Here is a 15,565-nt window from a genome sequence, read left to right on the forward strand (position 1 = left end):
GATGTCCTCAGGCGAAGGCTTGCAGACCTGTCTGCGCACGGCCCAGGATCAGGGCATGCACGTCATGGGTGCCTTCATAGGTGTTGACGGTTTCAAGGTTCACCATGTGGCGGATCACGTGGAATTCCTGACTGATCCCGTTGCCACCATGCATATCGCGGGCATGGCGGGCGATCTCAAGCGCCTTGCCGCAATTGTTGCGTTTGATCAGGCTTACCATCTCGGGCGCGGCGCGGGCTTCGTCCATCAGACGACCCACGCGCAGCGCAGCTTGCAGGCCCAGCGTGATTTCGGTTTGCATGTTGGCGAGCTTCAGCTGGAACAATTGCGTTTGCGCCAGCGGGCGACCGAACTGTTTGCGGTCCAGCCCATATTGCCGGGCTGCGTGCCAGCACGCTTCGGCCGCGCCCATCGACCCCCAGGCAATACCGTAACGGGCACGGTTCAGACAGCCGAACGGGCCTTTCAAACCTTCTACATTGGGCAGCAGAGCGTCTTCGCCGACCTCGACATTGTTCATCACGATCTCACCGGTGATCGAGGCGCGCAGGGACAGTTTGCCTTCGATTTTCGGGGCGGACAGACCGGGTGCGCCCTTGTCCAGAACAAAGCCCTTGATCTTGCCGCCATGCGCCTCGGACTTGGCCCAAACGACGAACACATCCGCAATCGGTGCGTTCGAAATCCACATCTTGGTCCCATTCAGCACATAGCCGCCGTCAGTTTTCTTCGCGACGGTCTTCATCGAGCCTGGGTCAGATCCGGCATCGGGTTCTGTCAACCCAAAACAGCCGATAAATTCACCGCTTGCCAGCTTCGGCAGATACTTCTGGCGCTGATCTTCGGTGCCGTAAGAATAGATCGGATACATCACCAGACTGGATTGCACCGACATCATCGAACGATAGCCGCTGTCCACCCGCTCAACCTCGCGCGCGACCAGACCATAGGTCACATAGCTGGAGCCGATGCCGCCGTATTCTTCGGGGATGGTGGTGCCCAGCAGACCCATCTCGCCCATCTCGCGAAAGATACCGGGATCGGTTTCTTCATTGGCAAACGCCGCGGTAACGCGCGTCAGCAGTTTGTCCTGCGCATAGGCATGGGCGGCATCGCGCACCATGCGTTCGTCTTCGGCAAGTTGATCTTCCAGCAAGAACGGGTCGTCCCAGGTGAAGGGACCTAGGTGCGGGGCGGATTGAGGTTTCATGCAAGTTTCCTTTCCACAGCGGATTTCAGACGCGCAAGGCCCGCTGCAATTGTATCTTCGGCATAGGCGAATGACAGGCGGAGGTGGCCCGGCATCCCAAAGGCGCGGCCGGGAACCAAAGCGACACCGGCATCTTCCAACAACCACGTGCAGAATTCCGCGTCACTGTCAAATGGTCCGCCTTGGTCCTTCAGCAGACCACCACAGGACGGAAAGGCGTAAAACGCCCCATCTGGCGCGGCACAATGCATCCCTGGAACGGCATTCAACCCGCCCACAACCAGATCGCGGCGCGCGTTGAACAGAGCGCGGCGCTCTTCCAGCAATGCAGCGTCGCAGGTGATTGCGGCGAGCGACGCCCATTGTGAGATTGAACACGCCCCAGACGTGACCTGTCCCTGCACGGCCACCATGGCTTTGACGAGATCAGTGGGTCCGACGCCCCAGCCAATACGCCATCCAGTCATCGACCAGGCCTTGGCCACACCGTTGACGATAAGCAGGCGGTCGGTCAGGGCCGGGGCGGCTTCGGCCACGGACGTGAAAGGCACGTAGCTGAGATGGCGGTAGATCTCGTCCGCAAGGACCCAGACCTTAGGGTGGCGCTCCAATACCTCAGCAAGCCCGGCAATCTCGGCCTGCGCGTAAATCGTACCGGACGGGTTCGAGGGTGTATTCAGCATCAGCCAGCGTGTGCGGGGCGTAATGGCGGCCTCTAATTGTTCCGGCAGCAGTTTGAAGCCCTGTTCCATTGGGCATGGCAGAACCACAGGCACCCCACCTGCCATCCGGACGATATCGGAATAGCTGGTCCAATAGGGCGCTGGCATGATAACTTCGTCACCGGGATTCAGGCTGGCCAGCATCGCATTTGCGATAACCTGTTTCGCACCAGTCGATACGATGACCTGAGGCATTTCGGCCCCGGCTTGCCGGGCGATTTCAGTGCGCAATGCAGGCACACCGGCAGTGGGTGGGTATTTGGTTTTGCCATCCAGAGCCGCTGCATGAGCCGCTTCGACCACATCAGGTGGCGTGGGCAGATCAGGCTCGCCAGTTGAAAGCGCCAGAACATCGCGCCCTTCGGCGCGCAGACGGGCGGCGGCCTCGGAAATCTGGACGATTTCTGACAATTCGATCCCGTTCAACCGGTTAGCGCGCTGGAATGCCATCAAACTTCCTCTGCAAACTATTCGGTATTAGCTGCAAAGTTACTTGAGAAAAATACGCCATTAAGTATCTTTTCAGTGACAAAAACTCATGAATGACATGCGCCGTATCAATTCTCTGCCCTCTCTTGCCCTTATGCGCAGTTTCGAAGCTGCCGCGCGTCATGAAAGCTACACTATGGCGGCTGAGGAACTTGGCGTGACTCAAAGTGCGGTCAGCCGTCAGGTGCGTGAACTAGAGGCGGCGATTGGCGTCACGTTATTTCGGAGAGTCGGTCGCGCAGTGCGCCTGTCAAAAGCAGGGCGGGCGTTGCGGGACGAACTGGCAGGTGACCTTGAACGTCTGAGCGGGACGATCAACCGCGCAATCGCGGCCGGTGATGGAGCGTCGCTGCTGACCTTGGCTGTCCTTCCTACCTTTGCAACACGATGGTTGGTGCCGCGTCTTCCGGATTTCAAAAAACGGCATCCGGGGATAGAGCTTGACCTGCACTCATACACAACGCCTTTTAATCTCGAAGAAAGCCGAATGGATCTTGCGATCCATTTCGGGCAGGACGATTGGCCGGGCGCGCAGTTGCGCAAGCTTTTCCCGGAACATTTGGTGGTGACTGCGTCACCCGCGTTGCTGGCGCATCACCAGCTGCAAAATGATGCGCAGACCTTTGATTTACCGCTGTTGCATCTGACCTCGCGGCGGGACTTGTGGTCGACATACCACGCCCAGCTTGGGCTTGATCAAGGTACAGTTTTTCCCGGGATGCGGTTCGATCAATTCTCGATGCTGATCGAGGCGGCGGTGGCGGGTCTGGGTGCCGCTATCCTGCCGTCTTACCTGATTGAGGAGGAACTGGCATCCGGCGCTCTGACCGAAATTGACCAGATCACCAACACTTCGAACAGCGCCTATTACATAGCTACACCAGCAGGACAAAAGAACGATGCAGTTCAACTGTTCTCTGACTGGATCAGCAAGCAAGCTCGGGCACGCAGGTAATTCAGGGACTGCCACGCTAAGGTATCTCATATTGGTCTTTGATTGACGGCTGTGATCGCTAAGCTGGCGCGCAGGCGCAACTTTGCCATCGGAGAGAACGGTTTATGAATGGTGCGGAAAGTTTGGTCAGAACCCTTCTTGGGGCCGGAGTAGATACCTGTTTTGCCAATCCCGGCACCAGCGAGATGCACTTTGTGGCAGCGCTGGATCAGATCCCGGGGATGCGCTGCGTTCTGGGATTGCAGGAAAATGTCGTCACGGGCATGGCCGATGGCTATTTCAGGATCGCGCGCAAACCGGCCTCGACGCTGTTACATTGCGGGCCCGGTCTGGCCAATGGGATGGGCAATCTGCACAACGCCCGCCGGGCGCGCTCCGGAATCGTCAACATCGTCGGGGATCAGGCGACGTATCATGCCAAACATGATGCGCCCTTGCAGGCCGATACGGATGGGATGGCGCGCACTGTGTCGAACTGGGTGCATACCAGCACCCGATCAGATCAGGTCGGTGCAGACGCGGCCCGTGCCATTCAGGCTGCAAACGCGATGCCAGGTCAGATTGCCACGCTGATCCTGCCCTCTGACGCAAGCTGGGACGAGGGCGGCCTGGTGGCCGATCCGTTGCCTGTTGCCGAGCCCGCGCAGATTGACCCTGCCACAATACATCAGGCGGCGCGGGTTCTGCGTGATGAAGAAAACGTGCTGATCCTGCTATCCGGTCACGGCGCTCTGGCACCGGCGCAGGAATTGGCGTGGCGGGTTTCGAACGCCACGGGCGCTGCGCTTATGGCGGATTTTGTCACGCCACATCTGGCGCGGGGGCAAGGTCGCCTGCCTTTGGCACGGGTGCCTTACAACACCGATCTCGCGCGGGAGGCACTTGCGCCCTATAGAACCATCATTCTGGTTGGGGCCAAGCCGCCCGTCGGGTTCTTTGCCTATCCGGGCAAGTCCTCAACGCATTACGCCGACGATGCAAGTTTCATTCACCTCTCGCGCCCGGACCAGGATGCAGTGGTCGCCCTTCAGGCCTTGGTGGATGAACTGAACGCGCCAGCCGCCGCAATCCCCGACTCTGGCCCGCGCCCCGAGGCCCCTTCAGGCCCGTGCAGTCCCGAAGGTTTTGCTCAGGCGGTTGGGGCTTTGATGCCCGAGGACGCGATCGTCTCGGATGAAAGTCTGACCTACGGGCTTGGCTTGTATCCGCAGACCTTCGCGGCCCCACCCCATGACTGGTTGCATCTGGCCGGAGGGGCGATTGGCGATGGTCTGCCGGTCGCCACGGGTGCCGCAATTGCTTCCAAAGGTCAGCGTCGTGTGATCAGCCTGCAGGCCGATGGGTCGGCGATGTATTCACTGCAGTCACTTTGGACGCAGGCGCGCGAGGGGTTGCCTTGCACGACGATCATTGTCTCAAACCGCAAGTATCAGATATTGATTGGGGAATACCAAAATGTCGGGGCTACGCCCGGCAAGACAGCTATGGATATGCTGGATCTGTCGAACCCGGACCTCAACTGGGTCAGCCTGGCCAACGGAATGGGTATCGAGGCCGCTGCGGCGACCAATCTGGATGAATTGTGCGACCTGATGCACGCCAGTTTCTCTAAATCCGGACCTTTTCTGATTGAGCTGATCGTCTGACAAGGCTTCGCCGAATTTTACCTCATGCGAAAATCTGCTTGAGCCAGGCTTCAAACAACTGCTTGGCCGCAGAGTTCGAATTCGACTTCTGCCCGTCGACAAGAAAATGGCTTTGTTCAATCGGAATGGCTTCTCCAACAATCGCTATGGACCGTCCGGTCTCGATCGCCGTTTGCGCAAATCGTTCAAGGATAACCGCATACCCCCCACCTTCCGCAACAATGTCCACGGCGGCAATTGTTGTATCCACGGTGAAAGATGAAGCTACAGATGAGTACTGCACGTCAAACGCAGAAAGATACCTGCGCCACATGTCCTGAAACCCCAAAATCTGAATCTGTGGCTTTTGCAGCAGTTCTTGGGTCGAAAAATTGCTCACACCTTGTGATTTGACTGCAATGGGTACAATGCGTTCTCTGGAAATTCTGCTGACCGGCCCATCGTCCCATTCCTTATTGCCTAAACGCAGTTCGACATCGACGTTTTCCCGTCCAGCAGACTCCGCCCAGATGTTCGAGGCCAGCCGGATGGAAACATCCGGGTGCAAGCGCGAAAACTCGGGCAGTTTGCGGGCAAGGAATAGGCTTGCCGTTGAAATCGGCACGCGCACAACAAGCTCCTGCCTCTGACCGGAGCCGAAAAGACTCGCGGTCGACAGGTCGATATCACCCAATGCCCGCCGAACAGAAAAGGCATAGGCTTGTCCTACTTCCGTCAGGCTAAGGTTGCGCGCAGCGCGGAAGAACAAGGGGCAGCCCAGCTGTGCTTCCAATGAGCGAACATGCAAGCTCAGCGCCGTTTGCGTGATGCCAAGCTCTTCTGCAGCCGCAGTAAAGCTCATGTGCCGGGCGGCGCTGTCAAAGGATCGAAGCCAGACCAGATTGGGCGATTTAGGCATTTTCAGCACCAAAAAAAATTGAGGATACTGGCAATATTTATTCGTTTTACACGCTGCATTCAACGCTCGTAGATTTCATCAAGGAACAACAGCGCTGGTCATCTGATTGGGCACCGGAAAGGGAACGCAGGTATGAAAGTTGGATTTATTGGCCTTGGAAATGTCGGCGGAAAACTCAGTGGCAGTTTGCTGCGCAATGGCATTGATTTGACGGTCCATGATCTGAACTCGGATTTGGTTGAGGGATTCGTCAGCCGTGGCGCCAAGGCTGCCGAGAATCCGGCGCAGCTGATGCGGGATTGCGACGCCGTTATCACCTGTTTGCCGTCTCCGGCCGCGTCGGACGCAGTGATGCAGAAAATGTTGCCCGAAGTGACCGAGGGCAAGATCTGGATGGAAATGTCCACCACAGACGAAGCAGAGGTCAAGCGTCTGGGCGCCATGGTGATGGAACGCGGCGGTGCGGCTGTCGACTGCCCGGTCTCGGGTGGGTGCCACCGTGCGGATACGGGCAACATTTCGATCTTTGCCGGATGTGACCGCGCCACGTTCGAACGTATCCTGCCTTTCTTGACCACGATGGGACGTCGAATCCTGCATACGGGTGAGCTGGGATCGGCTTCGGTGCTGAAAGTGCTGACCAACTATCTGGCGACCGCGAACCTGATCACATGTTCTGAGGCTCTGGTCGTCGCTAAGGCAGCCGGAATGGATTTGAATACAGCCTATGAGGCGATGAAGATCAGTTCGGGAACCTCTTTCGTGCATGAAACCGAAAGTCAGGTGATCCTGAACGGGTCGCGCGACATCTCGTTCACTATGGATTTAGTGCTCAAGGACATTGGCCTGTTCCAGGAGGTGGCGGACCGCGCGGGCGTACCGCTTGAGGTTAATCCGCTGATGATCGACATCTTTAAAGACGGGATCGAGAAATACGGACCCCGTGAATTGTCGCCCAACATCATCCGTCGCCTCGAGGATAAAACCGGCCTGGATATCCGCGCGCCGGGTTTCCCGGCGGAAATGCTGGACGATGAACCCGAAGAACCCGGTTACGAGGTGATCCCACAGGGGGCTGACCTCAAGGCCGCCGAGTAGGACGAGATGGGGCTGCTTTGTTGGTTGGGGGGGCCAGTATGTGCATAAAGCCGGTTGAACATAATAAACTAAGTGTGGCGCTGGGTAAGCGCCTTACAATCCGCGAATAGGTCAAATCATGTATTGTCGACCGTCACGTAAATATCCTTATGAGCCTCCTCCGGCTTGGTCCTGAAGAAAAGGTTACCCCATTTCAGCAAAGGATAATCCCGTGACGACCAAAGATGCGAACCCTCAGGACCCTCAAACGGCCCGCGCCGAGCCCGGCCCGATGAGCCGTGAGTGGCACTGGCACCCGGCATTGCCGGTGAAATACGCCCCCTATTGGAACTGGCCGCCGAAATTCGGCGTGTTGGGGAAATGGATATGGCAGAACTGGCTGCAGTTCTCGGATCGCTCGATCTATCTGGTGCTGGCTTTTGTTGTGGCCTTCTGGCTGCAACCCGTCGGGCCCGAGCAGGTCACGTTTGCGCCTGGGTGGATGTTCTGGGTGTTCATCCGCAACTGGGTGTTTCTGCTGATTGTCGCCGGTGGTCTGCATATGTGGTTCTATGGGGTCGACGGGCAGGGCAAGCTGCTGAAATACGACCCGCGGCCTTACATGAAACGCAAGAATGCGCTGTATAAGTTCGGCTATCAGACCTGGGACAACATGTATTACTCGATGGTCTATGGCGCGACCATCTTGTCGCTGCTGGAGTGCTTTCTGCGCTGGATGTACGCCAACGGCTATATCGGCACGCTCAGCTTTTCCGCGCATCCGGTCTGGTTCGTGTTGCTGTTCCCGATCCTGGCAATCTGGCAGAGCTTTCATTTCTACGTCGTGCACCTGTTCCTGCATCAGCCGTTCATCTACAAACATGTCCACGCGGTGCATCACCGCAACGTCAATACCGGCCCGTGGTCAGGTATGTCGATGCATCCGGTCGAGGCATTCGGTTATCTCAGTGCCATCCTGATCGTGCTGATTTTGCCCAGCAACCCCGTTCACATGATCTTTCTGGGCTATTGGCTGATGCTGGGTGCGGCTTCGTCACATTCCGGGTATGAAGCGATCTGGGCGCGCGACCGTCAGGCATTGTTAATAGGTGCGTTTTTCCACCAATTGCACCACCGCTATTACGAATGCAATTACGGCAACGCTGAGATGCCATGGGACAGGTGGTTCGGCACCTATCACGACGGATCAGAGGAGGCGACCAAACGAACCCGCAATCGCAAACGCGAGATGCACACTAACTAGTTCAGAATGCAATACGATTCGACGCGGGAAGCGCTGTTCGGGTAAGAAATGTAAGCGTCTATGTCGATGAGGAAGTCACCGGCATAGCGACATTGACAGGTATTCACCTCGGCCCGAGCTTGCCAAGCAATCGATCCCGTTTCATCAGCCACCATCCGGATTCGATAGGCCATAGTTCGTGATTTGATCCAAACTCCAAGTGACGTGCGGCGTGTAAGGGCCAGTTCGGATCGTCCAGTAATTCGCGCGCCAAAGCGACCATATCTGCCTTCCCCGATGCCAGCAGCGTTTCGCAAAACGCAGCGTCCCAAAGGAAACCTACAGCCATCGTGGCCGTGTCTGCTTCACGCCGCAGCTTGGCTGCAAACTCAGCTTGAAAACCCTCTGTAATTTTCATCCGGCGGGGACGGTTCTTGCCGCCAATGCCACCGGATGAGCAATCGATCAGGTCCACGCCCTCCGCCTTGAGCATCCGGGCGATTTCAACGGCGTCATGGGGTTCCAGACCGCCGTCGATCCAATCGGTCGCGGACAGACGAAAGGCGAGCGGATAGCTTTCCTGCCAATGCTCACGGATGGACTTTGCGACCTCAACGGCGAACCTTGCGCGGTTCTCAAGCGAACCACCCCAATGATCCGTCCGAACATTCGACAGCGGTGAGAGAAACTGATGAACCAGAAAGCCATGGGCCGCATAGACCTCGATGATCTTGAAACCAGCCTCCGCCGCACGCCCAGCAGCAGAACCGAAGGCTTTGATAACACGATGGATATCCGCCTCTGACATTTCGGTGGGCGTGGGCCAACCGTCGGCATAAGGAAGGGCTGAAGGTCCAATGACAGGCCACGGCGCCTCGCGGCGCTCAATCTCATCTTCTGCATCTACTGGAGTTTCTCCGTGCCATGGCCGGCGTTCAGACGCCTTGCGGCCGGCATGACTCAGTTGAATTCCGGGAACTGCCCCTTCCTGTTCCAGAAAGGCCGCGACAGGTTTCAAACGCTCAGCTTGCGCGTCGTTCCACAAGCCCAAGTCCCCATGGGTGCGGCGCCCGTCGCGTTCGACAGCTGTCGCCTCTGCATACACCAGCCCTGCGCCACCCATGGCAAAACGCCCGAGGTGCACTATGTGCCAGTCGTTTGCGTAGCCATCCTTGGCCCTATACTGGCTCATCGGAGAGACGGCGATGCGGTTCTTGAAGGTCACGTCTCTTAACGTGAAGGGAGAAAACATAGTGGGCATAGAAGCCGAAGTCCTGCATTGCGAATTCAACAAGGCCTAGCAAGACAACTCACTTTGGAGAAGTGGTATGCGTCAGCATCGCTTTTGTCAGGGGCATAGGTTGGCGTTAAACTGCGACGTTTCAGCTGTTTTCACGACAACGTGTCTGTTTTCTGGCCCGAGTGTGGATCAGGAGCTTTGGCCGCAACGAAGTCAAATCGGTTGAGCAAAACAGTCGACCCAACATCAATGTTGTGTGATCTGCGTTCAGCATTACCGTTTGTCCAAACGTTTCCTGATCCCGGAGGGATAAACGAAACCACTTTGAAACAAAGGCCCTAAGGGCTCATTCTGTCCATTCCGGGCAAAGTAGTGCGAAACACTGATCGAAAATGCACGGCTTGAATTCGTCATTCGAATGTCGCGAAAACGCGCGCTCTGTCCTTGTCTGAGTCTCTAGATGGAAAAAACTGGTCCTGCGAGATTCACATGAGCCACGATGTAATACAGGAATGTACCCCTGCCGGGACGTACCAAACCCTGCCTTCGTATCTGTACACGAACCCTGACGTTTATGCGAAGGAAGTGGAGAGCGTTTTCCGGTCCAGCTGGCAGTTGGTTGGTCATGTCAGCGACATCCCCAAAACCGGGGAGTATTTTACCGCGGACGTCTCTGGCGTTTCCATTGTTGTCATGCGGGGTCAGGATGACATTGTGCGCGGTTTCTTCAATTCCTGCATTCATCGCGGTCACGAGCTGACCTCGGGATCGGGATGCGTCAAGAAATTGACCTGTCCGTATCATGCCTGGACCTACGACACGACCGGGCGTCTGCGCGCCGCGCCCAACGCGCGGGCTTTTCCGGGGTTTGATGTCAAGGATCACCAGTTGCGCGAAACGCAGCTTGAAGTGTTTCATGGGTTGATCCTTGTGAACCTGGATCCCAACGCCAAGCCATTCTCGGAATGGGTCGATCTTCCACATCAGGAAATCGATGATTTTGCTCCCAACCTTGCCAATTACGTGCATGCCGCCAGAACAGAACGGCTTGCCAAGGCAAACTGGAAGGTGGTCGCCGAAAACTTTAACGAGTGTTATCACTGTGCCGTGGTGCACAAGACGTTGACCACCGGCGTTGTCGATCCTGACGCATATCGCACACGCCGTCGCGCCTATGGCATTCGTCACGAAAGCCCGGCTCGTCCAGACAGCCAGAAAAGTTACTCCTATGTCGCTGATCCTGACGCACGTACAGACAAGTTTCTAACCTGGTGGTTCTGGCCGCTCTTTGCGCTGCAGGTCTATCCGGGCGGGATCGTGAACACCTATAGGTGGCGGCCTTTGTCGGTCAATGAAACCAAGATCGAAGTGGATTGGTGGTTGCCGCAGAAGGAGCCAAATGCGGTTGAGCAAGAGATCATCATGCAGCATCGCACCACCACCTTCGCCGAGGATGGACCCATCGTCGATGCGGTACAGCGCGGGATGGAGGTCGGCGGCTTTCAGAGCGGCCCGGTTCTGGTGGATGAGGGCTGTTCCTCCATGTCCGAACATCCGATCGTGGCGTTTCATGACTTTTACCGCGACATGTTCCCCGGTGCCGCAGAGGCTTAGAATTTCACTCCGGATTTCGTCACCTCGAACCGTCTTCTGCTGTGGCGTTTTCAGCTTCCGGGAGGCTTAGGTTGGGTGCCATTGCAGCCAACCCATGTTGCAGGTTCCTTTTACCTGACGGTGTTGGCGGGAATTTTTCAAACACGAGGTCAAGGGCTTGCAGATTCCCAATACTTTGAGGCCACGTGATTGAAATGGTCATTTACATGACTGTTCACCCAATCCAAAAACGCGGCGACACGATAGTCTTTCCGGTCTCGGACAACGGCAAACAGCCCATCATCCAGGACAACCGGCGTGTCGGTCAGCGATACCAATTGCCCTTCCTGCATAAAATCGGTAGCCGTTCCAATCCAGCCCAGCGCCACACCGCGTCCGCTGAGTGCGGCCTGCATCATCAAGAGGTGATTGTCGAACGTAGCCCCCGGCAACGCGCTGGGCTGCCTGACGTCGAAATACCTGAACCACTGCGGCCAGTCGTACCAGGATCTGTCATGAGAAAGCGCATGCAAAAGCGTGTGGTTCAAAAGATCTTCCGGGTACGTCACAGGGGGTGCTTGCTCAACATAGCCAGGCGAGGCAACCGGTAGAATCTGTTCGCGGAACAGCAATTGAGACTGAAAACCGGGCCAGTTGCCACCACCAAAACGAATGGCCACATCGATACCTGGGTCCAGAGAGGCCAGACCGTGAAACGCGGTAACCATGTTTACCTGAATATCCGGATACGCCTCATGAAACGCCTTTAGACGCGGTAGCAGCCAATAGTTCCCATAGGCCAGGTTACAGGAAATCGTCAGGATGTTCTCTTGCTTGCGATGACGCAATGACTGGGTGTCCGCGGAAAGCTGCGCAAGGCAGGACGACAAAGATCTGGTGTATTCAGCACCCTCAGGTGTCAGTGTCACCGGACGGGCGGAACGATCGAATAACCGGGTTTCCAGAAAGCGCTCGGCCAGTGTGACCGCGTGACTGACAGCTGATTGGCTGGTGTTCAGCTCTTCGCCTGCGCGGGTGAAACTGCGCAGACGGGCCACGGCCTCGACCGCCAGCAGCGCTTTGAGTGGAGGGATAGTCTTCCAATACTGCATCATGAAAATCTTTCATGGAATGATGAACGCGCTCTCCCTATCCATCGCGCGCATTCTGCGCAGAAATCAAGGGAAATGCGGGTATAGGGTTTGGTTGGCCTTTAGCCTTGATTATGATGCAAGGGAGGGTGTTATGGCGGAACTGATAGACTTGTCGGAACGCGGCCATGTTCTTGAAGTGGCGATGAACCGACCACCGGTGAACGCGATCAATCTGGATCTGAGCGTTCAGATGTACGACGCGTTCAAGCGCCTGAATGAAGATGACAATCTGCGCGTTGGCTTGTTGTCCAGTACGGGCAACGACAAGAACATCTTCTCAGCTGGTTGGGACCTCAAGGCTTTTGCTGCCGGGGAAAGCGTGGATGACGTGAACGGGTTTAACCTCGGACCCGGCGGGCTTGGGGGGCTGCCGGAATATTTCGACCTGTACAAGCCCGTGGTTGTGGCGCTGGCAGGTGGCGCCATTGGCGGCGGGTTCGAACTGGCGATTGGCGGTGACGTGATCATCTGCGCCGAAGACGCCTATTTCTGGTTACCCGAGATGCAGCGCGGCTTCCTTCCTGATGGCGGCGCGATCCAAAAGCTGCACCACCGCATTCCTCATAACGTCGCGATGGACCTGATCCTGACGGGCCGCAAGATGTATGCTGACGAAGCCAAACACTGGGGCCTTGTGCGCGATGTGGTGCCGGTGAGTCACCTGATGGATCACGCCCGTTCGGTTGCTGACACCATTGCGCAAGGTGCGCCGCTGGTCGCAGGTGCGCTTAAGGAATACATGCGCAAGTATGGCCACCGCTCTGTCGAAGAAAGCCACGCGGCGGTACGGCGGGCCTGGGTCGGCAATAGCGACATGCCGCTCTACGAGCAGATGATCCAGTCGGATGATTTCACCGAAGGTTCGGTTGCGTTTGCGGAAAAGCGCAATCCCAAGTTCAAGGGCTGAGACGGTGACGCACAGGCTATCCCCAATGTTCGAGGCGCGCAGCGTGGCCGTGGTCGGCGCATCCGCACGGGTAAGGTCATTTGGTGAGCGGCTGGCACAATCCGTGCTCTCGGGTGGGTTCAGCGGACAGATCAGTTTTATCAATCCGCGCGGCGGTCAGGTTCTGGGCCGCCCAGCATTGCCCTCGATCCGCGCGTTGGATTATGCGCCGGATCTTGTGGTTCTGGGAATTGGCGGTGTCAATCTGGAAGCAGCGCTGTTGGATGCCATCGAAATCGGTGCGAGATCGGCGGTGATCTTCGATGTCTGCCATGGCGACACGGCGAGTGGCATGCCAATCCTCACGCGGCTGAAGGATATCGCGCGCGAGGCCAATTTGCCGATCTGCGGTGGATCCGGCATGGGGATTCTGAACACCCGAACCGGACTGGTGGGCAGTTTCTATCCGGCAGATCACATGAAACCCGGTGGCATCTCTCTGATCGCGCATTCGGGCAGTGTGTTTACTGTGCTCGGCATGAATGACCCGCGCTTCCGCTTTGATCTTATTGCCTCGCCGGGGCAAGAGATTGGGGCGACTATCGACGAATACATCGCCTACGCCGCCAGACGAGACACAACCCGGGCCATAGCCGTTTTTATGGAAAGCGCGCGTAATCCGGAAGGTCTTGTCGACGCTCTGAAACTGGCTCGGGACGCGGGCAAACCAGTGGTGATCTGCAAGGTGGGCCGTACCGAAGAAAGCGCCCGGCTGGCGCGATCACACACTGGGGCACTTGCAGGCAGCAATGCCGCGTATGAGGCTGTGTTCGAGGAATGCGGGGCCATTTCGGTACGCAGTGTTGATGCGTTGATGAACACCGCGCTTTTGTGTTCGACCGGTCGCATCCCCGGCCCGGGTGGCGCTGGGCTGGTCACCGACAGCGGTGGCCTGCGCGAGATGCAGGTGGATCTTGCCGCAGAAAGGGATGCGCCATTGGCTGTGCTGAGCACCCGGACCAAGACGGCTTTGCGCGAGGCATTGCCGCCCGAACTTGACCCGTCCAACCCGTTGGACTGCGCGGCTGATCTGACGGATGAGTTTCCAAAAGTGTTCAATCAGGGTCTCGACATTCTGGCCCAAGCGCCCGAGGTGTCGATGTTGGGTTTCGAAGCGGATCTGCGTGATGACTATATCTATGAGCAGGGCCTGTTGGATCACGCCAAACGCCTGCCCGAGCGGACCGACAAGCCGGTTTTCTGTTATGCGAGCTTCGGCCAGACCCACAATCGGGGCATTGCCGAGCAATTGGCTGACCTGAACGTCCCCTTGCTCAATGGCGCTGAGATCACGATGCAAGCCGTGCGTGATTTTCAGCACTGGGCTGATCGTCTTCGTGTCAGGACCGAACCTCTGCCCGCGATTCACCCGGCGCCTGCACTTCCCTCCCATCTCGATGAAGCGGCAAGCCTTGAGGTGCTATCGGGTTTTGGTGTTCCCATGGTGCTTAACCGAGTTTGCATTAACGCCGATGATGCCGAGGATGCGGGGCGGGCGTTTGGCTTTCCGGTGGTGCTCAAGACAGCCGAGGCCGGGATCAACCACAAAAGTGATCTGGGTGGCGTCGTTCTTAATCTGGGTGATGTGCCCGCGTTGCGCGCAGCCTATGATGCCTTGTCGGTGCAACTGGGGCCTCAGTTCGTGGTGCAGAAACAGGTTGCTAAGGGTGTTGAGCTTGCTTTTGGCTGTGTCATGGACCCTGATTTCGGACCTCTGGTCATGGTGGCGCCCGGCGGGACCTTGGTCGAACTGTTCCAAGAACGTCAGTTTGCCCGCGCGCCATTCGGTCCCGGACAGGCCGAAAAGATGATCCGCCGCCTGACAGTGTCGCGGCTGATCGACGGGGTGCGCGGCGACAGCCCGCGCGATATGAGGGCCGTAGCTGAGGCGCTGAGTGCGTTTTCCGTCGCCTGTGTGAGCATAAAAGATCAGATTGCCGAGATCGACGTGAATCCTGTTGTAGTAACCGAAGACGGGGCAGTGGCCGTGGATGCGTTGATCGTGAAACCACATAGTGTGGCGCGGAAAGCTGCGGAATGAAGGTTGGCGGTATCGGCGGTGCGGTTCCTCTTCATCAGCAATGAGATCGTCGCCCACGGCCCGACACTGGACGCAATCTGATCTTGCCTCGGCGACAGCACAAACATTTGAATTTTGCCGCTCGCCAATTGAACTTCCCTTTTCGATCCGAGCGACGTCGGCGAGCGGGTCGCTCGCGAAACGATCGACCAGAATTTGCGTGCCCGAGGCTGAGATAGTGTCGTGCATTCTCAGGCATCCAACGGCAAACCTGCGGGATCTGAAGGCGGAGCAGCGGGGCAATTTGGCAGGATGCCCGTTCATTTCGACGATAATGTCCCAATTCGGGCCTATACAAGACGGATGACACTC

The 15,565-nt window shown here is 57.2% G+C and carries 12 protein-coding genes; 7 read left to right on the top strand and 5 right to left on the bottom strand.

Annotated elements, in window-relative coordinates:
• Positions 1 to 7: 7 nt before the first annotated feature.
• Positions 8 to 1,210, bottom strand: coding sequence for an acyl-CoA dehydrogenase (locus tag ACR0LF_RS17530; RefSeq protein ID WP_480582584.1), 1,203 nt, complete (start codon positions 1,208 to 1,210; stop codon positions 8 to 10).
• The gene (locus tag ACR0LF_RS17535) at positions 1,207 to 2,382 is read right to left on the bottom strand and encodes a pyridoxal phosphate-dependent aminotransferase (RefSeq protein WP_480582586.1); all 1,176 of its coding nucleotides are present in this window, start codon (positions 2,380 to 2,382) and stop codon (positions 1,207 to 1,209) included. The genes ACR0LF_RS17530 and ACR0LF_RS17535 overlap by 4 nt, the downstream gene beginning before the upstream one ends.
• A gap of 88 nt (positions 2,383 to 2,470) precedes the next feature.
• Here ACR0LF_RS17535 and ACR0LF_RS17540 point away from each other — a divergent pair, with 88 nt between their 5' ends.
• Both ACR0LF_RS17540 and ACR0LF_RS17545 read left to right on the top strand, forming a co-directional pair.
• Entirely contained in the window at positions 2,471 to 3,376 is a 906-nt protein-coding gene (locus ACR0LF_RS17540; protein WP_480856442.1) for a LysR substrate-binding domain-containing protein, read from the top strand.
• A 104-nt stretch (positions 3,377 to 3,480) separates the two neighbouring features.
• Positions 3,481 to 5,022, top strand: a complete 1,542-nt coding sequence (locus tag ACR0LF_RS17545) for an acetolactate synthase large subunit (protein WP_480582589.1) — start codon at positions 3,481 to 3,483, stop codon at positions 5,020 to 5,022.
• Positions 5,023 to 5,044: 22 nt separating this feature from the next.
• On the opposite strand, the gene ACR0LF_RS17550 is transcribed toward ACR0LF_RS17545, so the two are convergent.
• Positions 5,045 to 5,920: a LysR family transcriptional regulator gene (locus ACR0LF_RS17550; RefSeq protein ID WP_480582591.1), complete on the bottom strand. Its 876-nt coding sequence runs from the start codon at positions 5,918 to 5,920 to the stop codon at positions 5,045 to 5,047.
• Positions 5,921 to 6,052: 132 nt separating this feature from the next.
• Between ACR0LF_RS17550 and ACR0LF_RS17555 the strand changes: the two genes are divergently transcribed.
• The gene (locus ACR0LF_RS17555) at positions 6,053 to 7,018 is read left to right on the top strand and encodes an NAD(P)-dependent oxidoreductase (protein ID WP_480582593.1); all 966 of its coding nucleotides are present in this window, start codon (positions 6,053 to 6,055) and stop codon (positions 7,016 to 7,018) included.
• A gap of 211 nt (positions 7,019 to 7,229) precedes the next feature.
• Entirely contained in the window at positions 7,230 to 8,261 is a 1,032-nt protein-coding gene (locus ACR0LF_RS17560; protein WP_480582595.1) for a sterol desaturase family protein, read from the top strand.
• Positions 8,262 to 8,364: 103 nt separating this feature from the next.
• Here the strand turns inward: ACR0LF_RS17560 and ACR0LF_RS17565 are convergent, their stop codons facing one another.
• On the bottom strand, positions 8,365 to 9,501 hold the full coding sequence (locus ACR0LF_RS17565) for an NADH:flavin oxidoreductase/NADH oxidase (RefSeq protein WP_480856443.1): 1,137 nt from the start codon (positions 9,499 to 9,501) through the stop codon (positions 8,365 to 8,367).
• Positions 9,502 to 9,969: 468 nt separating this feature from the next.
• Here ACR0LF_RS17565 and ACR0LF_RS17570 point away from each other — a divergent pair, with 468 nt between their 5' ends.
• Positions 9,970 to 11,094 carry an aromatic ring-hydroxylating oxygenase subunit alpha gene (locus ACR0LF_RS17570; RefSeq protein WP_480582599.1) on the top strand — a complete coding sequence of 375 codons (1,125 nt, stop codon included), beginning with the start codon at positions 9,970 to 9,972 and terminating at the stop codon, positions 11,092 to 11,094.
• Between the two features lie 149 nt (positions 11,095 to 11,243).
• On the opposite strand, the gene ACR0LF_RS17575 is transcribed toward ACR0LF_RS17570, so the two are convergent.
• Entirely contained in the window at positions 11,244 to 12,188 is a 945-nt protein-coding gene (locus ACR0LF_RS17575; protein ID WP_480582601.1) for a LysR substrate-binding domain-containing protein, read from the bottom strand.
• 130 nt (positions 12,189 to 12,318) lie between these two features.
• On the opposite strand from ACR0LF_RS17575, the gene ACR0LF_RS17580 reads away from it, so the two are divergent.
• A complete protein-coding gene (locus ACR0LF_RS17580; RefSeq protein WP_480582603.1) occupies positions 12,319 to 13,134 on the top strand; it encodes an enoyl-CoA hydratase-related protein in 816 nt (271 codons plus the stop codon).
• 25 nt (positions 13,135 to 13,159) lie between these two features.
• Positions 13,160 to 15,214 carry an acetate--CoA ligase family protein gene (locus ACR0LF_RS17585; RefSeq protein ID WP_480627559.1) on the top strand — a complete coding sequence of 685 codons (2,055 nt, stop codon included), beginning with the start codon at positions 13,160 to 13,162 and terminating at the stop codon, positions 15,212 to 15,214.
• Positions 15,215 to 15,565 lie beyond the last annotated feature (351 nt).

The sequence above is a fragment of the Ruegeria sp. E8 genome (assembly GCF_056533985.1).